The organism is Ancylomarina longa, from assembly GCF_003996985.1.
Taxonomy (GTDB): Bacteria; Bacteroidota; Bacteroidia; order Bacteroidales; family Marinifilaceae; genus Ancylomarina_A; species Ancylomarina_A longa.
Genome location: NZ_RJJX01000022.1, coordinates 24,150 through 46,837, shown reverse-complemented (window position 1 = coordinate 46,837; position 22,688 = coordinate 24,150). Strand labels below are relative to the sequence as shown.

The 22,688-nt window shown below is 35.8% G+C and carries 17 protein-coding genes and 1 riboswitch; of the genes, 6 read left to right on the top strand and 11 right to left on the bottom strand.

Annotated features, from left to right (window positions below; genetic code table 11):
* Positions 1-68 precede the first annotated feature (68 nt).
* Positions 69-186: riboswitch (FMN riboswitch) on the bottom strand.
* Positions 187-465: 279 nt separating this feature from the next.
* From era to DLK05_RS13375, 4 genes are all read left to right on the top strand, one after another.
* On the top strand, positions 466-1,341 hold the full coding sequence (gene era, locus DLK05_RS13390) for a GTPase Era (protein ID WP_127344514.1): 876 nt from the start codon (positions 466-468) through the stop codon (positions 1,339-1,341).
* 161 nt (positions 1,342-1,502) lie between these two features.
* Entirely contained in the window at positions 1,503-2,810 is a 1,308-nt protein-coding gene (gene der, locus DLK05_RS13385; RefSeq protein WP_127344513.1) for a ribosome biogenesis GTPase Der, read from the top strand.
* Between the two features lie 491 nt (positions 2,811-3,301).
* Positions 3,302-4,036 carry a hypothetical protein gene (locus DLK05_RS13380; RefSeq protein ID WP_127344512.1) on the top strand — a complete coding sequence of 245 codons (735 nt, stop codon included), beginning with the start codon at positions 3,302-3,304 and terminating at the stop codon, positions 4,034-4,036.
* 7 nt (positions 4,037-4,043) lie between these two features.
* Positions 4,044-4,640: a response regulator transcription factor gene (locus DLK05_RS13375; protein WP_235832007.1), complete on the top strand. Its 597-nt coding sequence runs from the start codon at positions 4,044-4,046 to the stop codon at positions 4,638-4,640.
* On the opposite strand, the gene DLK05_RS13370 is transcribed toward DLK05_RS13375, so the two are convergent.
* The 3 genes from DLK05_RS13370 to rlmH all read right to left on the bottom strand — a co-directional run bounded on the left by DLK05_RS13370 (position 4,641) and on the right by rlmH (position 9,630).
* Positions 4,641-5,417 (bottom strand): MBL fold metallo-hydrolase, encoded by a 777-nt coding sequence (locus tag DLK05_RS13370; protein WP_127344511.1) that lies wholly within the window; start codon positions 5,415-5,417, stop codon positions 4,641-4,643.
* Positions 5,407-9,078 carry an ATP-binding protein gene (locus DLK05_RS13365; RefSeq protein ID WP_127344510.1) on the bottom strand — a complete coding sequence of 1,224 codons (3,672 nt, stop codon included), beginning with the start codon at positions 9,076-9,078 and terminating at the stop codon, positions 5,407-5,409. Before DLK05_RS13365 ends, DLK05_RS13370 begins: the two co-directional genes overlap by 11 nt.
* 78 nt (positions 9,079-9,156) lie before the next feature.
* Positions 9,157-9,630, bottom strand: coding sequence for a 23S rRNA (pseudouridine(1915)-N(3))-methyltransferase RlmH (gene rlmH / locus DLK05_RS13360; RefSeq protein ID WP_127344509.1), 474 nt, complete (start codon positions 9,628-9,630; stop codon positions 9,157-9,159).
* 217 nt (positions 9,631-9,847) lie between these two features.
* On the opposite strand from rlmH, the gene DLK05_RS13355 reads away from it, so the two are divergent.
* Positions 9,848-10,249 carry a DUF4783 domain-containing protein gene (locus tag DLK05_RS13355; RefSeq protein ID WP_127344508.1) on the top strand — a complete coding sequence of 134 codons (402 nt, stop codon included), beginning with the start codon at positions 9,848-9,850 and terminating at the stop codon, positions 10,247-10,249.
* Between the two features lie 2 nt (positions 10,250-10,251).
* Here the strand turns inward: DLK05_RS13355 and ung are convergent, their stop codons facing one another.
* Positions 10,252-10,920 (bottom strand): uracil-DNA glycosylase, encoded by a 669-nt coding sequence (gene ung / locus DLK05_RS13350; protein ID WP_127344507.1) that lies wholly within the window; start codon positions 10,918-10,920, stop codon positions 10,252-10,254.
* Between the two features lie 251 nt (positions 10,921-11,171).
* Between ung and DLK05_RS13345 the strand changes: the two genes are divergently transcribed.
* The gene (locus DLK05_RS13345) at positions 11,172-12,497 is read left to right on the top strand and encodes an ammonium transporter (protein WP_127344506.1); all 1,326 of its coding nucleotides are present in this window, start codon (positions 11,172-11,174) and stop codon (positions 12,495-12,497) included.
* A 111-nt stretch (positions 12,498-12,608) separates the two neighbouring features.
* Here DLK05_RS13345 and DLK05_RS13340 read toward each other — a convergent pair whose 3' ends face one another.
* The 7 genes from DLK05_RS13340 to DLK05_RS13310 all read right to left on the bottom strand — a co-directional run bounded on the left by DLK05_RS13340 (position 12,609) and on the right by DLK05_RS13310 (position 22,633).
* Positions 12,609-14,114: a glutamine synthetase family protein gene (locus tag DLK05_RS13340; RefSeq protein WP_127344505.1), complete on the bottom strand. Its 1,506-nt coding sequence runs from the start codon at positions 14,112-14,114 to the stop codon at positions 12,609-12,611.
* Positions 14,115-14,637: 523 nt separating this feature from the next.
* Positions 14,638-15,333: a hypothetical protein gene (locus DLK05_RS13335; protein ID WP_127344504.1), complete on the bottom strand. Its 696-nt coding sequence runs from the start codon at positions 15,331-15,333 to the stop codon at positions 14,638-14,640.
* 221 nt (positions 15,334-15,554) lie between these two features.
* On the bottom strand, positions 15,555-16,892 hold the full coding sequence (locus tag DLK05_RS13330; RefSeq protein ID WP_127344503.1) for an NAD(P)/FAD-dependent oxidoreductase: 1,338 nt from the start codon (positions 16,890-16,892) through the stop codon (positions 15,555-15,557).
* A 796-nt stretch (positions 16,893-17,688) separates the two neighbouring features.
* A complete protein-coding gene (locus DLK05_RS13325) occupies positions 17,689-18,744 on the bottom strand; it encodes a VOC family protein (protein WP_127344502.1) in 1,056 nt (351 codons plus the stop codon).
* Between the two features lie 33 nt (positions 18,745-18,777).
* Positions 18,778-19,572, bottom strand: a complete 795-nt coding sequence (locus DLK05_RS13320) for an SDR family oxidoreductase (protein WP_209319880.1) — start codon at positions 19,570-19,572, stop codon at positions 18,778-18,780.
* A gap of 17 nt (positions 19,573-19,589) precedes the next feature.
* Positions 19,590-22,034, bottom strand: coding sequence for a DUF5686 and carboxypeptidase-like regulatory domain-containing protein (locus tag DLK05_RS13315; RefSeq protein ID WP_127344501.1), 2,445 nt, complete (start codon positions 22,032-22,034; stop codon positions 19,590-19,592).
* Positions 22,035-22,042: 8 nt separating this feature from the next.
* The gene (locus tag DLK05_RS13310) at positions 22,043-22,633 is read right to left on the bottom strand and encodes a CDP-alcohol phosphatidyltransferase family protein (protein ID WP_127344500.1); all 591 of its coding nucleotides are present in this window, start codon (positions 22,631-22,633) and stop codon (positions 22,043-22,045) included.
* Positions 22,634-22,688: the final 55 nt, after the last annotated feature.

The window sequence follows — 22,688 nt, the reverse complement described above, 5'->3', positions numbered from 1 at the left end:
GTTTATATAAGGTATAGCCAAATGGAATATATTTTCCATTGACATGAAATCAATCAATTAGATTAATTGTTTTTCTTCTCCCATCCAGACTATACTGTCGGTACTGGAATCACACCAGTTCAATCTAATTAAAGATTCGCGGACTTTACCGCCGGTCGGGAATCTCACCCTGCCCTGAAGAAACAATAAATATGTTAAAAACAGAATTTATCTCTGTTTCTGCTACAAATATAAAGTTTTAGGAATTAAAAACAAACCTGTAATCTATGCTCCACAATATTTTGGCAGGACTATCAAACTTCTCTGATAAGGATATATTGCAATAAACCAAAAACTACACCTCATCCTCGCCCAATTTTCCATGTGATGCTGGGGAATGAAACTTCGATTTGAGGATACATGTGGGAAATGGCATTAATTGTTTTATATTTGCAAAAATTTTTAAATCACTAAATTAGAGTACATATGCCTCACAAATCAGGTTTTGTAAATATCATTGGAAATCCGAATGTTGGGAAATCAACCTTAATGAATAATTTAGTTGGGGAGCGTATCTCGATCATCACATCGAAATCACAAACTACGCGCCACAGAATCAAAGGAATCGTGAATGGTGAGGATTTTCAGATTGTGTACTCTGACACCCCTGGTGTACTGAAACCCAACTACAAACTTCAGGAATCAATGATGAAGTTTTCGACATCCGCATTAATTGATGCCGACATCATATTATATGTCACCGATGTGGTAGAAACTATTGATAAGAATGAAGATTTTTTAAAGAAAGTTCAGAATACTAATATTCCGGTACTTTTGCTCATCAATAAAATCGATTTGACTACACAAGACAAATTAGTGGAGATGATGGACGTATGGAAAGAAAAGCTTCCAAATGCGGAGATTTTCCCTATGTCGGCAAAAGAAAACTTTAATGTTTCGAATCTGTTTAAAAGAATTTTAGAGCTTTTACCAAAAGGAGATCCCTACTTTTCGAAAGATGAGATGACAGATCTACCGGCAAGGTTCTTTGTGAATGAGATCATTCGGGAAAAGATTTTAACCAATTACGATAAGGAGATTCCTTATTCGGTTGAGGTAGAAGTGGAAGAATTTAAAGATGAGCCAAAAATCATTAATATAATGGCTGTAATTAATGTTGAACGCACCTCTCAAAAAGGAATTATTATTGGGCATCAAGGAAGTGCATTAAAAAAAGTTGGTACAGAAGCACGACTAGACATGGAGACTTTCTTTGACAAAAAAGTATTCCTGAAACTGTATGTGAAGGTGAATAAAGATTGGCGAAATAAGGATTCAAAACTCAAAGGTTTTGGGTATTAATATTAAATTTAAGATTGGCGATACTAAAATGTATGTTTTGTAGACAACAAAAAATACATCTCGCCATAAATTTTGCATCCTTTGGGATTATCCTTGCAAAAGGAAAAAGAAAATTGATTAAGAATGACACAACGCAGTGATTGCGTTAGAAAAATTATAGAATGGGCAATATAGTTGCAATAGTAGGCCGACCAAATGTCGGAAAATCCACACTTTTTAATCGCTTAACAGGTACACGAAAAGCTATCGTAAACGAAACTTCGGGTGTAACACGCGATCGTAATTACGGTAAAGCGGATTGGAATGGACAAGAATTCTCGGTAATTGATACCGGAGGATACTCTATGAATTCCGAAGATGTTTTTGATGAAGAAATTCGCAAACAAGTAATGCTTGCAATTGATGAAGCAGATGCTATTCTTTTTGTTTTAGATGTGCAACACGGTATTACCGATTTGGATGAAGCCGTTGCGAACATTCTTCGAAGATCCAAGAAAAAGATTTATCTGGTAGCAAATAAAGCAGATAACAGCGAATTAATTTATGCTGCAAATGAATTTTATTCTGTTGGTATTGGAGATGCTGTTTATCCAATTTCATCTGTAAATGGTTCTGGTACCGGAGATTTATTAGATGCTGTTGTTGCCGATTTTGAGGTGAAATTAGAAGAAGACAACGAAGACTTGCCAAGAATAGCATTTGTGGGAAGACCTAATGTGGGAAAATCATCAACGGTAAATGCTTTGGTCGGTATCGATAGAAATATTGTTACCGATGTGGCTGGCACAACACGTGATTCTATTCATACTAGATTTCAAAAATTTGGCCACGATTTTATCATGGTTGATACCGCTGGAGTACGCAAAAAACCAAAGGTAACCGAGAATTTGGAATTCTACTCCGTTATGCGTTCTATTCGAACCATTGAGAGTGCTGATGTTTGTGTATTAATATTGGATGCCACCCGAGGAATAGAAGCTCAGGATTTAAGCATATTAGATCTGATTATTAAGAATAGAAAAGGGGTGGTAATCATGATAAACAAATGGGATCTTATCGAAAAAGAAACCAATACGATGAAAGATTTTGAACAGGAAATTCGCAATCGTATGGCTCCTTTTACTGATGTACCTATTGTTTTTACTTCTGCTTTATCGAAACAAAGATTGATTAAAGTTCTGGAATCGGCTATTGAGGTTTACGAAAATAGAATGCGTAAAATTTCTACTTCGGAATTAAATAAGGTGATGCAAAAAGCTATTGAAGACTTTAGACCACCATCAACTAAAGGTAAATTTCTAAAAATAAAATATATGACTCAATTACCAACATTGGCTCCTACATTTGCTTTTTATTGTAATCTGCCTCAATATATTAAAGATTCGTACAAACGATATTTAGAAAATCAGATTCGCAAAAACTGGGAATTTACCGGTGTACCGATTCAAATCTTCATGAGAAAAAAATAGAAGTTCGAAAACCTAATTGCAAAAACCGATTCAGATCTACTGAGTCGGTTTTTTTATTTCTTCTGTATTTTCGTAACATACAATACAACCTTCACCAGGAACGAAGAAAATTATCTGATCCGAAAGTATCTGAGATCAGAGAGAATGATTTACAATCCATAAAGTAGTCGGTCAAAATCTGGTAAGCTATTCAAAGACTAGGATAAACTCTAGCAAGTAGAACGGCAAGCGTCTTAGCCAATTTCAAATTATAAGATCAACTATTGACTAACAATCCCAACATATTGGTATTGCAACAAACAAATTCTGAATTTATTTTTGTAGCCTAAGATAATGAGGCCGATTAATGAAATCAGATGAGCAACAAGGTTATTTTGCCAAAATATTACCTCTACTACTTATCATAGATTTTAATTTTATATGCTTCACCTCCTGAATCTTAGAATATCACTTAGTTTTTATTAATTTAGACTGATTAAAATTACTAAACGATGCGTATCAAAAAAGAAATGAAATTGGCGGATGTAATTCAGATGAATTACATGCTTATACCTGTAATACACCGATTTGGAATAAATTTAGGCTTTGGAGATAAAACCGTTGCTGATATTTGTGAAGAACGCGAAATTGATCTTAACTTCTTTTTGCAATTGGTAAATGCTTATCACGATAAGGACTATTTCCCAAAAGAAGAGCTACAAACTATTCCTGTTCGCCAAATTGTGGATTATTTAAAAATGACGCATGCCAGTTATTTGAATAACACTTTGAATGAAATTGAGCAGAAAATTGAATTGCTGCAATCCGAAGGTAGCGAAGACAAAAAGTACATTACACTAATCCGGAATTTTTTCGAGGGCTACAAAAATGAATTAACCGAACACATCCTGTACGAGGAAAACACCGTTTTTCCATATGTTCTAGCTGTAGAAGACATCATCAAAACACAGAACAAAGACCCTAAAAACCTCGAACTATTCAAATCTTTTTCCATCATTAAATATGCAGATGGCCATGAAGATGTTGAAGAAAAATTAATGGATTTGAAAATCATCATGATCAAATATCTGGCTCCTCCAGAAAACATCACTCTGTATCATACAATCATACAAGACTTATTTAAATTAGAGGAAGATCTAAATTATCACTCAAGAATTGAGGATAAGGTATTAATTCCGAAAATTGTTTTAATGGAAAAATCGATCCAAAACCTTTTTCAAATTTGATACTTCTATGAACAGATACACCATTATTATTGCTGATAACTCCTGCCTGATTAGAAATGGACTTCGAAGCATATTACAAAAACTGGAAAATGTGGATGTGGTACAGAGTATCGATCAGAAAGAGGATGTTTGTGAGATCGTAGATCAACTAAAACCTGATATTCTCATTATCAATCCCAATATGCTGAATGAAGATTGTACCAATGTGAAAAATTCATTTTTCCAATCCAGAAATATATCCATCATCCTTCTTTCAGATCATCCTAACGATAAGAATCTTTATCAAGCAGATACTTTTATTGATTATCAGGACAATCAGAATATTATTATCGATAAAGTTCAGCATATCATTCATCAGAAAATAGAATTGGTTCCCACGAAGCAAAAATCAAATGAAACTTTAAGTGCAAGGGAAAAAAACATCTTAAAACATATTGCACTGGGATTAACGAATAAAGAAATTGCCGATCAACTTTTCATCAGCATACACACGGTGGTAACCCATCGAAAAAATATCACTCAAAAATTGGGAATTAAGTCCGTTTCAGGATTAACGGTTTATGCCATCCTAAACAATCTTATCTCTATGGATGAAGTGAAATAGTTACAGCTCTACTTGATTGCCCGCATTCAAATCCAGTACATCCAGATATTTCTTGAATTCATCGCGAACTTTAAAACTAGTGCAATGAGTTGGTCCTACGACACTCACTTTCTCCTCCATAAAAAATTGTATCGTTTTCTTAGTCACTTCATCCAATTCTTTGAGATGAAAACCACCCAAAACGGCAAACACCATTCCCTGTTCACAAACCTTTTTAGCATAAGAAACTGTATTACAAATTCCAGCATGAGCACAACCACTTATCACAATCAATCCTTTTTCACTCTTGATTGCAATAGCAGAATCATCGGGAACAAAATCGGGTGATCCATCAGATAATAAAAAAGGACTTTCTTTAGATTCAAAATCATTTTCTCGGGGAATTTCTCCCAGAAACACCATCTTATCGCTAATCCAATAGGGATCTCTTGATTCTACAATCTCATAATTCCCCTGCAATTGTTCTTTCGACATGGACAAGCCAACCGGGGTATTATTTCTTTTTCTGAATCGTTCGAGAAAACAATCGGGATGCAGAATCAATCGCTTATTCGATAAATTCAGCAAACCATTTCCATGATCCCAATGTCCGTGACTAAGAACCACAGTATTAATTGCAGACAAATCTACATTCATTGTTTTAGCATTTTTCAAGAACAGCTCATTAGGTCCAACATCAAACAAAAATTTTGCATCATCCTCAATCAAAGCTGAAAATCCATGAGTGGATTCAAATCCTTCTTCCGCAGTATTATCAACCAATATTTTAATCAACATTTTTTATATATTTTGGAATTTGAATAAAAAAACAAGAACCAACATCCTGTTCTGATTCTACCCAAATTTTTCCATTTGCATTTTCAACAATATTTTTAACAATTGCCAAACCAAGTCCCATACCGCTTGATTTTGTAGTGAAATTAGGATAAAATAGTTTCTCCTCAACTGATTTTTCTATTCCAATTCCATTATCAATCACACTTATCTTAAAAGTATTTTTAGCATCTTCCAATTCCATAACCACCTGCGCTTTTCTGTCTTCAGGAATAGATTGAATCGCATTATTGATCAGATTTACAAACACCCTTACAAATTGCTCCCTATCTACAAATACCCATGCAGAATCTAAATTATTCAATTGTAATTGCAAGTCTAAGTCATCGTTTCGGAATAATGATATTACATGTTGCAGCACCTCTACTAAATTTAATTTCTCATTCCTTGCCAACGGCATTTTGGCAAAATTGGAAAATGAACTAGCGATGGCGGAAAGGGCATTAATTTGTTCAATCAACGTGGTGCTCACACTGGTGAAATGATCTTCCCAATTCTCCGATTTCTCCTCCAGTCTCTTCTGTAAAAACTGAAGACTTAATTTCATGGGAGTTAGAGGGTTTTTTATTTCATGTGCAATTTGTCGAGCCATTTCCCTCCATGCCGATTCTCTCTCCGATCGAGCCAGCAAATTTGCACTTTCCTCTAGTTCCAGCAGCATTTGATTGTATTCCTTAACCAAACTTCCTATCTCATCATTTTTTGAATATTCAATTTGCTCGCTATAAGAACCAAAGCGGGTAGCCTTTAATCTGTTTTGAATGATTCTAAGTGGTTTTGTAATTTTATTGGAAATAAATACCGAAATAAATATGGCCAGTAAAATCATGAACACATGTAAATTTACACCTGCTAATATGAGATTAAACATCTCCTTCTCCAACTCCTGACTCTTTAAAAAATAGGGCAGGTTAATAAAAGCTACTATGTTATTATTCTCATCTACCAGAGTTTCATATGCTGATAAATAGGACATTTTCCCTATGTTTTCCTGATGAAAAAAAGTAGTTCGCTTTTTAAAGAACAACTGATAATAAGCAGCAAAATTCATTTTCTTATTTTGCAATTTCTTCTCAAATATCTCCGGACGAGAAGAACTGATCAAATCGCCGTGAATATCATACAGATGAATATCCGCGTAGATTAAACTAGATAATTGCCGCAGGTGATCTGTTAAAAGATCCACATCAACATTCTCCTGAAAATTGGAAAGTACTTCCCTTTTCACAATAGACAATTTATCCTGCAATATTCGATTGTTAGCCTGCTTAGTCTGATTAATTGTATAATAAACCGTTCCTCCACCTAATAACAGAAAGAACAACATCAGTAAGCCGATAATGGCATATTGGATTCTATACTTAAAACTTGCATGTAATCGAAATTGCCATGGATATTTCCGTATCAACCAAAGAATCAATCCCAACAAATACAATAACACAAAAACATATGGTACCGTAATCATCTTATTGTACCAGGTAAGTGTTGGAATGCTAACCACTACTGTATTGTCATCAAACTTGTATATTAAATGATCGTAGCCATCCAAAGTCTTCCAAAATATATTCTTCTTACTCGACCCAAAAGCCTTACTACTCATGAAATAGTTGAAATGACCCGATGATGCAATTAATTTACCCTTGCGATATTTACCATAGGAATATCCACCTCCTATAAGTCGAAGATCCACCTTCTCATCCAACAATAATTGAGGATAACCCCGACCTTCACTACCAATTTTGGAATCTAATCTAAGATAGATCTTCACCGCATCTCCCTTTACCGAAGCTGCATCAAGAATACCCAAATAGGATACCATTCCATCAAATTCATTTAAGGAATAAAAGTTCGTACCTGGAATTGGCTGACCGGATTCTGCAATCATTTCCTCAAAAAACTCAAAACAATTCTGAATCTGGTTGTCCGGTTCAATAGTCAAATCATCAGAATGTCCGCAAATAGTTACTTGTACATTGTATTGCTCCCAATATCCCTTAAAATATTTGCTGTGGATATAATCCATTATTCGCAATTCCTTTTCAAAAGGATGTTCACAAAGCTTTTGTAAGTTGCTATCTTCCGTAAGATCATTTTGCAGATCAACCAATAAATTCTCTGATGTGGAATCGTATTCAGTGGAAAGATTCATTGCCGCAACCATGCGATCCTGTTTCTCTTTGATTTCGGAATAGGTATTAATTTGATTGGTGATCCATATCGCAACCAGAAGCAATAAAAGCACAATAAGAGAATAACGGTTTTTTCCCTCCTCCCGATAATTGATGTACACCATAATCAGGAGCAATCCAAAAGGAAACACCCAAAGTAAAAATTTGAACTTTGGCTCACCTATAAAATATTCTAATCCGGAATATGCAACAAGAAGGATAAATACAAATAGAGCAATACGACGGAAAGACCAATGTTTATTTGCAATTCGAGCAATTAAATTCGCAAAAATACCCAAAGCATAAAACAGGATAGTGATAATAAAAAATCCAAGAGCAACGTAAAGCCCGTTGTGCTGAAAGGTGTACATTTGAAAACTAATACTGGAATCTAAAATCAAACTTAAAAACCAATTGCTGACAAAATGGTATAGCAATAAAAAAAGAACGAAATGAATCCCAATCCATAGCGAGAACCAAAATTTCGATAGCTTCTCATATATCTTATTACGGAGACTGTAGAACGTATAAGTATAAATAAAAACGAAGAGGAAAATTACATTAATAGCGAAATCACCAAGTGAGGGGAAAAAGAAGGAACTTGCGAACAAATCCGGAGAAAACACTTCATGGCTGGAAAAAACCGCAGGAAACTGATAGAATAACATCAAATAGCGGAGCAAAAACAGAATAATACCCCACAGAAAAACAGCTATTAATCCAAGTCTAATTTCCCTTATCTGAAGAATTATAAAACTACCAAATAGCAATCCAAAAAAGAGAAATAAACCATAAAACAAGGCAGAACTATTGTCTTGACCTCCTTCAAGATAATCAATATCAACCTGCTGCAAAGCAAATAAAAAATCACCTTTCCTGTTCAGAATAGGAACTCCGGTACCCGGTTCTGCTTTTAAACTTATCTTAGGTGAAAAAGATAAATAATCGGCATAATGACTTTTTAGAAATTTGTTCTGATAGGGATAAATCTTTTTAACCAATAAAAACCCATAAAGATCTATTGAATCAATTGATCTTTTTTGTAGTAAATACCACCCATCGTCACATTTATAAAGCCCTTCGCTATGCTTCTCTAAATTTTTCTTTGAAGGAATAATAAATGCATTATCGCTCCAGAAAAAAGCACTATCCTGTCGGTAGGCCAGAAGAACAAACTCTTCCTTTTTTAATTCCTCTTCCCAAAATGAAAATCCTGCATTTTTTTGGATCGTGTTTTCCGGATCAAGAACTGCTTGTTGCAATAAGATCAGACTCTTCTCCAGTTTACTTTCTTTATTCCAAATTGCTGATTGGGCTTTTTTTGCCAAATGGGAAAGATTATCTTTTCGATTGAAAAAATAATCCGAAGAAATTGCCAGCACAAAAAACACCAACATTAAGAGTCCCAATAAATATTTTACGCGTTTAGCTTTCAAATCTAATGGTTTAGAAAAATGGCAGGAAATAAAAATTCGATTCTAATTTCTTTAATTCCAGATTAAATATACAAACTATCAGACGTGATGATATGGTTCTCCCTTAATAATTGTCATTGCCCGATACAATTGTTCTACAAAAATCATTCTAATCATTTGATGAGAAAAAGTCATTTTAGATAAGGACACTTTTCCTTGTGCTTTTTTGTATACTTCTTCGGAGAATCCATAGGGGCCGCCAATTACGAAGACCAAATTCTTTATCCCGCTAATCATCTTCTTTTCCAGGTAATTTGAAAAGGCCGCCGAGCTATACTCCTTTCCATTCTCATCCAATAAAATTAAGCAATCTGAAGCTTCAATTTTTCCCAGTATTAAATCTCCTTCTTTTTGCTTTTGCTGCGCTTCCGAAAGATTTTTTGTGCTTTTCAAATCCGGGATTATTTTTAATTCGAAGGGAATATAATGAACCAATCTTTTTTGATACTCTTCTATTCCTTTTTTCACAAATTCCTTATCGGTTTTTCCAATAACAAGTAGTGTAATTTTCATTCCTTTTATTTTCTGATATATTTTTGCAGAACTTGTACCTGAAATTTATTCTGCAAGTTCAATCCATAATTATATTAGCTGTACGTTGTATTTCACTTCCCACCAAATTCAATTCTAAGCGCTTCATCAGGTCGTAGAGGAGATTTTTTTTATCTTGCAATAAATTTTCCGCACAGAATTTGTATAAAGGTAAAGTATATAGACTAAAACTATTCCTATGAGAATTTTAAAATACATTTTTATAAGCTTGATTTTTACATTGAGTACACAAACAACAGCCTTTTCGCAGAATGAAAATGATTTACCGCGAGGATTGATAATCTCCTTTAAACAAGGCAATAGTATCGGTCTCTCGGAATACTTTGGAGATCGCGTAGAACTATCCATTCAGGATAAGGAAGCCATCTACAGCAAATCGCAGGCAAAACAAATTATGGCAAAATTCTTCAGAGAATACACTCCGTCTGATTTTAGAAAAAAACATATTGGCGGAAAACCAGGTGCCCGATATGTAATTGGCGATTTAATTACCAACAGAGGAAATTTTCGAATCAATTTTCTATTAAAAGAACAGAATGGAAAATTTGTTGTCCATCAGCTGCATATCGAAAAAGATTGAACCTAAAGTTTCCAATTGATCTCCCCTTTCCCTTTCTCTTTTAGATATTTATTAGCCTTGCTAAAATGTCTGTTTCCAAAAAACCCTTTCTCGGCAGAAAAAGGCGAAGGATGTGCCGATCTCAGAATCAGATGCTTTGAGGCATCGATCTGTTTTCCTTTTTGTTGAGCGTACGCACCCCAAAGCATAAAAACCAGATTTTCTTTTTTCTCTGACAAACATTTCACTACAGCATCGGTAAAGGCTTCCCAACCACGGTTTTGATGTGATCCAGCTTGATTGGCTCTGACAGTAAGCGTAGCATTTAACAACAATATTCCCTGCTTACTCCAGTTCTCCAGATTCCCGCTTTGCGGAATTGGGAATTCCAGATCAGCATTCATTTCCTTGAAAATATTTTTCAAACTTGGAGGAATGGCAACACCGTTTTGAACAGAAAAACACAAACCATTTGCCTGTCCTAAACCATGATAGGGATCCTGACCAAGAATCACCACTTTCACCTGATCAAAAGGACATTTATCAAAGGCATTAAAAATTAATTTTCCTGGTGGATAAATATGCTTAGTAGCATATTCTGATTTGACAAACTGAATCAGATCTTTAAAATACATCTTTGAGAATTCGCTTTCGAGCTGTTGTTTCCAAGCTTTTTCGATAGTCACACCCATTTTTAGTCTTTTTTTAAATACAAAGATATCCTCTTATGCAAGAATCACCTAATAAAAATAAACACACCGCACATACCTGATAAAAACAGGGGGCTATTTTTGTTTTTATGTGTTTTCACTCCCTACACCCCCTATTTAAAACTTGTCTTTTTTGATTTTTTACATTATTTTTGAAATCTAATGCAAAATTAATGGGGTAACAACTCAGAATCACACCTAAGAGTTTTTTACATTATCTAATCCTTATTGTAATGAAAAACAGTAAAAAGTGGTTCTATGCCTTAGTGTTGTTAATTGTTGTATCAATAATCGGAGTTTTTGTTCCTAATCTTGAATTTGGATTGTCTGATCCAAATATTGTTTCCGGAGATGTGGCATGGATGCTTACTTCAACAGCTTTAGTACTTCTAATGACTCCCGGACTTGCATTTTTTTATGGAGGTATGGTGGATCCCAGAAATATTATTTCTACTATTTTGCAGAGTTTTATTTCCATGGGGATTGTCAGCATTATCTGGGTGATTGTTGGCTTCAGTCTCGCTTTTGGAGATAGCATTGGAGGCGACGGTTTTGGACTAATCGGAAATCCATTAACCTTTTTATTTTTCAACCATGTAGGCGGACTCACCAATCCGGAAATGGCGCCGACTATTCCTTTTGCACTTTTCGCATTATTTCAGCTAAAATTCGCCATAATAACTCCGGCTCTTATCACTGGATCGTTTGCCGGAAGGGTACGTTTTCGCTCCTATATGATTTTTATTAGTTTGTTCACCATATTTATATATTGTCCACTTGCACACTGGACCTGGCATCCCAATGGATTTTTGCACAATATGGGAGTATTGGATTTTGCCGGAGGAACGGTTGTTCACATGTCAGCAGGTTTTGCTGCCCTCGCAGGTGCCATGTTTCTGGGGAAACGTACAAAATCTAAATATAACGAAAAACGTTCCAACATACCCTTTGTACTTCTGGGAGCGGGAATGCTTTGGTTTGGCTGGTTTGGTTTTAATGCCGGATCTGCGCTACAAGCCTCATCAACAGCTGTTCTGGCTCTTTTAAATACAAATACAGCATCCGCAGCAGCAATGCTCACCTGGGTTTTTCTGGACGGAGCCAGAGGACACAAGCCATCAGGTTTGGGAGCTGCCATTGGTCTGGTTGTTGGTTTGGTAGCCATCACACCAGCAGCAGGCTTTGTTGATGTAGGTGCATCTATTACCATAGGTGTCATCGCGTCTATTGTGAGTAATTACGCCATTACTATACAAGGAAAAACCTCTTTGGATGATACCCTTGATGTATTTCCTGCTCACGGAATGGGAGGAATTACCGGTATGCTGCTAACGGCCGTTTTCGCACATGACGTTGGATTAATTCATGGAGAAACACATACTTTTCTAATTCACCTGTTAGCACTTCTCATTGTAGGTGTTTTCACCTTCGGAGGATCCTATTTATTATATTGGGTTACCAATGCACTGGTTCCATTGAGAGTATCTGAATTTTCCGAGAAAAAAGGATTGGATGCCTCTCAACACGATGAATCCTATGCTTTTGCCTATAATGAATAGAAGACCGGCATAAAAAAAATAGTCCCGCAACATTTGTTGCGGGACTTCCCCTAATTCTTAAATTCCGAATAAAACTGCATTATTCACACAGCTACTTAGTTAAAGCTTCAATTACATACAATGGATAAATTGATCTACAATTTCCATTATCTTATCCACATGCCCAAGTATTCGGTCATTTAACCCATTATCTTCGTATGATTTCAAATTTTTCACAATTGCATCCAATGTTCCTTTAGGAAATACACCATTGTTTTCAAAAACTTCGCGATTTTCCAATAAAGAATCAGCACTCTCCCAACAGCAAGTTGGCAATTGATCTAAAGTTTCTAATTTCTCTTTGTATTGAGGTGTGAAAATATCCACATCCGCATATAAATCATCCGCTATTTGCAGGCTATTCTCCTTTTCTAATCCACGCTGACTGGCAACAATTAAACCTGCAAGCAACAAGTAAATATCCGCAGAACCGTCAGCCACTCTAAATTCAAAAGTTTGCTTGCTGGAAAAATCCCTGGAATCAGCAGGCTCTAATGGATTTAAATCCTTGATCATATCCTTAGCACCAACCCATCCCAATGGAACACGCACCAATACCGAACGATTGCGGTCGCCCCAACACACATAAGTAGGAGCTTCCTGATGCGGTACCAAACGCAAGTAGGAGGTAGGAATAGTATTTCCAAAAGCTGTTAATGCTCCGGACATTCCCATTATTCCTGCAATCATTTTTTTTGCAGTATCGCTTAATTTGCCATTCTCCACGCAAACATTCTTGCCATCTTTCTCCACCATCATATGGATATGCAATCCACTTCCGGCTTTACCGACAGTAATTTTCGGAGCCCAGCTCACCAAAGCACCTTCACGAGCACCCAGCATTCGAACGATCCACTTGGCAATGATCAACTGATCCACAGCATCCTCTACCTCAACAGGTAAAAACTCAATCTCATGCTGCTCAAAACCATCATCAGCAATCGAAAAAGTACCCACTTCGGAGTGTCCGTATTTTATCTTACCTCCACATTGTGCAATCAAAACCATTGCCTCTTTTCTCAAAGCTTCCCATTTGGTAAAAGGCTGGGAACTCTGGTAACCTTTCTGATCCACATCAGGATATAAGCTGTGGTTTGGACTTTTGATATAAAACTCCAATTCTCCCATTGCTTTAAACACCAATCCTGTTGATTTTCTAAAAGAATGATTGGCTTTCTTCAAAATATATTCAGGAGCACTCTCCAATGGTTTTCCCTCTGCAGAATAAAAGGAACACAAAATATCCAGACTAGGAACTTCAGAGAAAGGATTCAAAAAAGCAGTCTTAAATCTGGGAATCAAATATAAATCACTGGAACCTGCACCAATAAAAGTAAATAAGCTAGAACCATCCACGCGCTCACCAGTAGATAAAATATTATCCAAATGATCCATTCCGGAAATGATAAAGTTTAATGTCTTTAACTTTCCATCCTGAGCTACATATCGGAAATTGATCATTTTGATCTCATTCTCCACGATATATTTTACCAAATCTTGCTTAGTGAACTCTTTGCTTGGCTTTTTTAGATACTGAACCAGCTTATTAGGATCTAATAAATAATCTTCCTTTATCATGATATCTTGTTTTAATCTGTTTGTTGTAATATTTTGTTCCTATGGGGGTAAAATAGTCGAGATTGTATCGGATTTCCAAAAAGTAAGTGGTATTTAGAATCCGAATCGGAAAGCAAGAAAACATCAATATTTACAAGGCTTACAGAAGGAAATGTCAATGTTCCGGAAATAAAAAAAAGCTGTTATACAACAGCTTTTCCTATTCCGTATCAGGAGTTAAAAATCAAGTTTTAAGCAGCACCCCCGAAAAAAGATCCTCCCCTATCCAAAATCAATTGTTTTTATCAGACCTACTCCCAAAAATCATCTGGCTGACCTCGAAAAGAAAAACAGATCTTTCCAATACACCCCATTTTTCGTCAACCTCATCTAAAAACGTCGATTTTGAATTGTAAGGGGTATGTTTTTGATCTAATTCGAGTTTATTTTTCGACTTTTAAAAGATCGCACCCCCTATTTTTTAGAAGTAATACATTTTTTTCATTTCAATACTGTTAAGTTTGTTAGTGATTTAAAATTTCTATTAGAAACGAAAGGACAACTGGATTCTTGCAGGTGTTTTCACCAAACGAAAGCCTCTTCGATACTTCACAAAACACAAATCACCATCGGTATAATATACATTCCCCGAATGAATCATTCTGCGGCAGGTATTTGGCAAGTAGCTAAAATAAAGAGATCTTGGTGCATCTACCATTACATATCCCACTTCAGGATAGTATTTGTAATAATCCCCTTCCGAAAAATAATAATCTCCGTACTGGTAAGGAATTACTGTGGGCTCTACTGCGAAACGAATCACAACGTCTCCATATCTATTGTGGTTGTAACATCTATTTCCGTATTGGTTATAGAATTGGCGATAACGATAATGAACTTGGTTATGCCTTGGATAATAACGGGCGTGACGATCGTAGTAATGTTTCGCATAGGGTCTTCGAGCATAGCTCTTTACATGCTTATACTGATGATATTTTTGTTTTTTATAGGCTTGGGAATGATGATTCCTCTGGTGTTTCGCTTTCGCTTGATAGGTATTTTTGTTATACTTTTCTTTGCGATCGTAGGTTCTCAAACGATTCGATGGTTTACGCTCCTCGTAACGTACTTTATCCTCCTTATGAGATCTGCGCTGAGCAAAAACGTTGGCAGAGGAAACGGATATGCTTGCAACCAATACTATACTGGCTAGCAACTTATAAGATTTAGAATTTCTCATAGCATTACTATTTTTGAGGTGAAAGCCAATTCGTCCTTTACGGTAGGAGGAGAATAGAATCTCTTCTAAAAAGAATTATTAATGGCTAAAATATCGTCATCCTCTGGTGGGGATGAATCCTTAAAAGTAGATAACCGGTTTACTTTGCCAGAGTAATGCAAAGCTTGTGCCAAAAAACAAAAAAGTGCCGAAAGCTTTAAGTTTCGGCACTTTTCTGAGGTTTAGTTCAGATTAATTCGGTTCCTCTCGTGCAATTTCTGACTTGCTTTATCGGTAAAACTTCGTTTTTTAGGTCGGATCAAAACCCGCAGCGATTGATCGGAAGTAAAATAATTCCACACCCAGTTGGTGAGAATAAAAAATCGGTTTTTCACCCCAACAATTGCCATTAAATGAACGAACAACCAGAGCAGCCAGGCAAGAAAACCCTGTATTTTAATACCCGGCAAATCGGCCACAGCCAGATTTTTACCAATAGTTGCCAAAGAACCTCTGTCCTTATAATGGAATGCCTTCATCTCCTTATTACGGAGCAGATTTTTCAGATTTCTTCCGAGATTTCCTGCTTGCTGGAGTCCCACTTGAGCAACCTGCGGATGTCCATGCTGATAATCCCCCTCAGCCTGAAAGGCCAAATCACCGATCGCATAAACATGATTCAACCCACGAACCTTATTATTCAAATCTACCCGAAGTCGTCCGCCACGCGTAGCTGCTACCTCCGAAATTCCTTTAATGGCAGGCGCAACCACTCCGGCAGCCCATACCAGCGTGTAGGAATTAAAAATCTCCCCATTTGCCATTAGTATTTTTAAACCATCATAATCAACAACTCTCGCATTGGTTTTTACAATCACACCAAGCTTATTTAGGTATTGTTCTGCTTTCGCGGATGCCTTTTCCGACATTCCGTTCAGCAATCGATCCGATGCCTGAAATAAATACACATTCATCAGATTAAAATCCAGTTCGGGATAATCCTTAGGCAGAATCTCCGATTTCATTTCTGCCAGAGCTCCTGCCAGCTCCACACCTGTAGGTCCACCGCCCACCAGCACAATATTCATATAATTAGCAGCCCATTCCGGATCCGATTCATTCAAAGCTTTCTCGTAATTTCGAAGTATCGAGTTGCGCAAAAATATGGCTTCGGAGACCGATTTCATTGGAATCCCATATTGCTCAATATTTCGGTTGCCAAAATAATTGGTATCTACACCAGTAGCCAATACCAGGTAATCGTAGCTTAATTTCCCTAGCGAAGTATATATCTCGTGCACATTAGGATTCACCTCCAGCAAATCAGCCATGCGGAAATGCACATTTTTTCGCTTTTGAAACACCTTGCGCAAGGGAAAAACTATAGAAGCAGGCTCTAATCCTGAGGTTGCCACCTGATAAAATAAAGGTTGAAACTGATGATAGTTATTCCGATCGATGAGCACAACCTGATATTTTGTATTGGCCAATTGCCGCGCCAATTTTAAGCCTGCAAAACCAGCCCCAATAATAACGACACGAGGTTTTCCATTTTCCGGTATATGTTTTATGGTATCCATACGATTCTTATTTACCCATTGAATTTACTAAATCAAATCCTATAATCCCCTTCAATTCAGACATTAAAATTTGATGATGAAATAAAAAACTTCATTGTCTGCTACGCGTTAAAGAATTCGTTTTCTAATATTCTAATTGACCTGAATTTACACGCGATTGCAAAGAGAAAATTACTAAAACAATGAATTTACAACCTAAGAATAATCAAATTCCAATGCAAATAAGGTCGCAATGCCGACAACAAGTCTCCGTTTTTAAAAAACATTTCTTATTCCCTATTTATTACTGATAGTTTTGGGGATAGTATGCTCCAAATCAGCCTGAGCATAACGATTCTCCTCGTAAGCGTTAGCAAAAGCATACTGCGTGCTGCCCAAAGCATCCTCCTACTTGCCGATGTAGGCTCAAGACTTATTAATTTCGGATAGAGACCTGTCAATGTAGCCATCCTACCTACCGATGTTGGCGGGAGACTAAAGAAGTTCACCGAGAGACCTGCCAAGTGCAATGCACTTATTAACTCTCGGCATGAAGATATTAACAATGACGATGATGATGACAGGTCGCAAGGCTACATTGGCAGGTCTCACGATTACATTGGTAAGTCTCTCGACTACATTGGCAGCTCTCTTGGCTACATTGGTAAGTCTCCCGGTGCTTTTGATAGATATTAGTATGAATCTGGAAAGTATGACGATAAAGTCAGAAAGTATTTCTCTGGGGTTTAATGAAGGTAGGACAAAAAAATACCGCCTCAAATCATGGCGGTATATCTTTCGTTTGAAATATCTTTTATCAGTCTTTTACTCTACTAAACACTAATGTTTTCACCATCCAATTTGGCAATGATTTTTTAGGATCTCTTCCTTTCAATTTCATAAACCAACCCAATTTCTCAATAATAGGTAGCTTATGGGTTTCCACAAATTCGATTAATGTATCATCAGGATCGGAAATATATGAAAAATGCCCAGCTGCCGAACCCATATCAAAACTATCTGCACTATTTACAGTAAAAGGGAATCCTTTTTCTGCACATTCATTTTGCAGATACTCCATACCCTGTATATCAAAACACAAATGTATATATCCAAGCTCACCCCAAATTCTCTTCTCATAAATTTTCTTTGGTGTGCGATCTAGCGGTTGAATTAATTCAATTTGAGTTGGACCTAACAACTTACTAAATGGTCCTGTTCTTGGTTTGTGCTTTAAAAGAACACGACGGTATTTTTCTTTACCTCCAGACAAATCAGCAAAATCATCGAAACAATCCGACTCATCATAGATTACTTCGCTGTATTGTAAAATATCGGCATAAACACGCAAAGAATTCTCCATGTCAGAAACTCCGATTACCACACCAGCCACACCACCGGTAACCGATTTTTGCTTCATATAACAGTTCTGTTCCTCAACAATCTCAAAAACATTATTGTATGGATCCTGAAGATAGTAATGCAAATTTCCTGCAGGATCTTTACTCAACTCAGCTAGAATATTATAATCATGGTTTTTGTGCGTATTAAATGCTTTTTGAATATTACGGCATTTCATCTTAATAATGAAAATTCCGGTATCACCTAATTGTACATTAAAATGAGGAGGTTTTGGAGTTATATTGGTATGTTGCCAAATCTCAAAGCCACCTCCACCTTCCATATTCATAGCTAAAGCAGCATGACGATCACATTCTTTCCCGTTAGTGTATGGTAACATTAATTTAGCTGTAGCTGTATCTTCAAAAACATTAATATCCATTCCAAATGCTTGGCGGTACCATTTCCATGCTTTTTCCACATCATCTACACCAATGCCTACTTGTTGAATGCCACAAATATTTTTTCTCATATCTATTTAATTTTAATGCAAACTTAGAAGACTCTAATTGCTAATTCGTGTTACTAATTTATAAAATAAGGCCGGGAAAAATTTTCTTATATACACCATCGTTAATTCTTTTTTTCCCACTAATAACTCTTTCTTGTCTTTTTTTATAGCTCTCACTATTTTAATAGCACAGTCCCTTGCCGACATTCCATTTAACTGACCATCATCCATTTTATTATATGAATCACCATTTTCAATAAGTGCATTGATCGATATATTGGTTCGAATTCGTCCAGGTGAAACAATGGTAACCTTTATATTATCGTGACTCAATTCAGCTCTTAAAGATTCAAAATAGCCCTGGATTGCATGTTTGGAAGCCGAGTAGGCGGTACGCCAAGGAAAACCAAATTTTCCAGAAATACTGCTAACAACAACAATGTGTCCTGATTTATTTTTCAACATTTGAGGTAAGACCAATTTGGTTAAAGCTACAACACTAAAGAAATTTAGCTCCATAATCTTTCTATCATTCTCTAAAGGAGTTTCTTTTGCCAAAGAACGTTGGCTTCTTCCAGCATTATTAATCAACAAATCAATTTTTCCCGTTTGTTTCAGCACCTCCTCTACATCAAATTCCAATTGATTAACATCGGAGAGATCCATTGTCTTCACCCAACATTTTGAAGTATTCTCTAAACATTTTGCTTTTACTTGCTGAAGCTTATCGTTGTTTCGAGCAGAAAGAATTAAAAAGGCACCTTCATTGGCAAAGGCATAAGCTAATGCTTCTCCTATTCCTGAAGAAGCTCCGGTTATCCAAACAACTTTATTTTTAATCTCTTTCATAAAATGATCTAGAGTTATTAAAAGCTCATTTCTGCTCTAAAAAATATTCCATTTCTATCAGTAAATGTAGCTCCTTCAAACTTACTACCCAATTGGCGAACATACTCAACACGCAAAACCTTAAATATATTAGCAAGTCCAAATCCAATCTCGCCATAAGGTGTTTTTTGCTTACTCGTGTAATATTCCGGCAAATCGAATACTCCCTTATAGGAATTCTGCAATTTCCCATAATGTATTTTCAAAGATAATATCTCTCTTAATTTCAATCTCTTGATTAATGGAATTTTATTCAAAAAAACACCACCTCCATTCAAATGCAAATGCACATTTGTGTACACATTATGCGCAAAGGAAGCAAAATGCAATAAATTAAATCGATACTTTGCATACCCCAGAGACATTGAGCCTACTGGCATATCAAGCAAATCATACGGAGCGTCACCAAACAGGTAGCCACCATTAACCATATAGTTCATAAATACTTGACCCATCACAATTCGCCCCTGAACAGATCCATTTAGCTTCATGTAAAATCCAAGTCCATCATCGCCACCGTTAGGAATGGAAGTTTTACCAAAATCTGCACTTAAATTTACAATGGGAATTGGGTTCATATAATAGATTCGATCGAAATAATATTTATCGAAATTCTGATGAAAGGTTAGCTTATAATTAACCAATAATCCATAATTCTGATACTTGTCGTAATTTACTCCATTTCGAACAAAAGATACATCTGCAGTAGCTTTACTTGATAAATAGTATGGTGTAAATTCAAAATGCATATCACTTTTTGTGTGATATTCAAATCTTGCATCAACAGATTTCTCCGCTTTAATATATGGATTCTTCTCACGCGTAGTAACAGATCCAATAAAGTTGCTATTCCCTTTGGTATTAGGATTATTCTTCACAAAGCGTAAATATTTATCTTGAGATACCAAATTATAATCGTCATAGTAATTGAATCGCATTATAAAGTTATCTTTCTCTTGAGGTTGATAAATCAAATTCAATCCATATTTTAACTCCTTGCTTTTTGTTCCCATACCAAGAAATCCACCAATAGAAAAGTGTTTCCACATTCTTTCATTGGTACGGATAGGAGCAGTAATACGATTTCCCTCAACAGTATTAGTCGTATAGATACTAAATACCGGACCAATATCAACTTTGCCAGCTTTCAAAAAACTACTCAATACAATCCCACCAATTGCATCAACTTTTTTAACAACTTTTTCCTGCTTTAATTTTCCTACTCGATCATAATTTCCCTCTTCTACATCACTAGCAACAAACTCGGGTTGGTTTTTCCAGTCACTCGCTTTTACCTTGCTTAAACGTTTAGCGGTAGAATAACGAGTTGTTTTACTAATCAACCAATTTCCTCCAGTTACATTGTCCATTCTTTTAGAACTGTAATTCGAAAGAGAATCCTTATTAATCTTTAAAGACATATTTAGTCCCACCTCTTGTTCGTCGTAAAACCAACCACCTTGAGGTCGTTTCTTATATTTTACTTTCCCTCTAAATCCATTAACAAAATTCAAATTTGCTTCTTTAGCAATGTGTGCCTCAATCTCTGTCAATGCAAAACTTCCATCTTCGATAACAAAATGTCCGGAAAACAAAGGATTGTATGGATTTTTGGGAGCAAAAGAAAAGTTATAATACTTCTTATTATCCACCATAGTACTATCATTATAATACAAATTGTAGTACATCAAAGCAGAATTACTTATAGGGGATATAAATCCACGATCCAGAATGTTGATCTGCTCTTTATAAAAATCCATATCAACAACAACATTCTTAAGAATCAAGGTTTCAATTGCCTGATTCAAATTCGGAAAAATTCCATCTCTTTTTTTGAAGGCAACACTTGTGCTATCAGGAGTGTGGTTTATTGCTTTCTCAGCCAAATAGATTGGGGTAAAGCGAATACTCTCATCATCAGACTCAACAGTAACCTCATTAATATTGCTAATAAATCGATTTACTTTCGATGCTGAATCAATTGCAATATAAACAGTTGTATTTGCAACCGTTTTATAGTCGGTAATACTATAAATTTGCCTTCTATTCTCTTTTTTATGTTTTTGGATAAGATTAAATAAAACCTTGGCTCTTGGAATTTTAGGTTTAACATTTATCTGGTTTAGTTGCTTTACATCTTTCTCTAATAGTACATTTAGAGTATTCCGCCCTTTCTTAAGAGCAACTTTTTTAAGGTTAAACCCAACCGACGAAATACATAAAGTATCGCTCTTAGGAGAAACAATTCGAAAGAAACCATTCAAATCGGATGTTGTTCCCTGTGTAGTTCCATTAAGCCAAATATTTGCAAACGGAATGGGTTCCCTATTGTCTTTATCCTTTACATAACCCGAAAGTTCTTGTGCAAACAGACCAGAACTAAAAAAAGATAGTAATACACTTATCGTTATTCTATATAACATCGAGATGCTTATTTAGCTTCTTTTTTCATCAACCAGTAAAGCCCTTTTACTCCAATTTTTATATCGTCGAGCTTAAATAACACAAGTATTTTTTCAACATATGCTATAGCACCCCAACCTATTGCCAGATAATACATCCAAGGATAGAATCCAAAAACAAATAAAATAAAAAAGAAAACACTTTGAATATATCCTGCCGAAACAGCTGAATACAAATGCAAACCAGGGATTTTTCCAAATCTAAAAAATGAAACAAAATAACTAAGAACAAATAAGGTAAGGAAAACATATAAAATTAATGCATGAGGTTCAATTTCAGTCCATTTAAAAACAAAAAGTCCTAATAAAGCCATCGCATAAGTACAAATATCAGCCAGATTATCAAGAGCTGCACCAAAATGAGTCTGCAACTTAAAATAACGAGCAATATTTCCATCTAAAACATCACTTACCAAACTAACGCATAATAAAATAACGAATAGGCTTTCCTGCTTTGTAAGAACAGTGTATAAAATCACAGGGAACACTAAAAGTCGATATAAACTAATCAGGTTTGGAACGTTTAAAACGCTCTCCCCTTTAACAATTATTTTTTTCATATTATTTATAATAAAATATTTTTAGCCACTTTACCGGTGATTAAAAACAAAATGA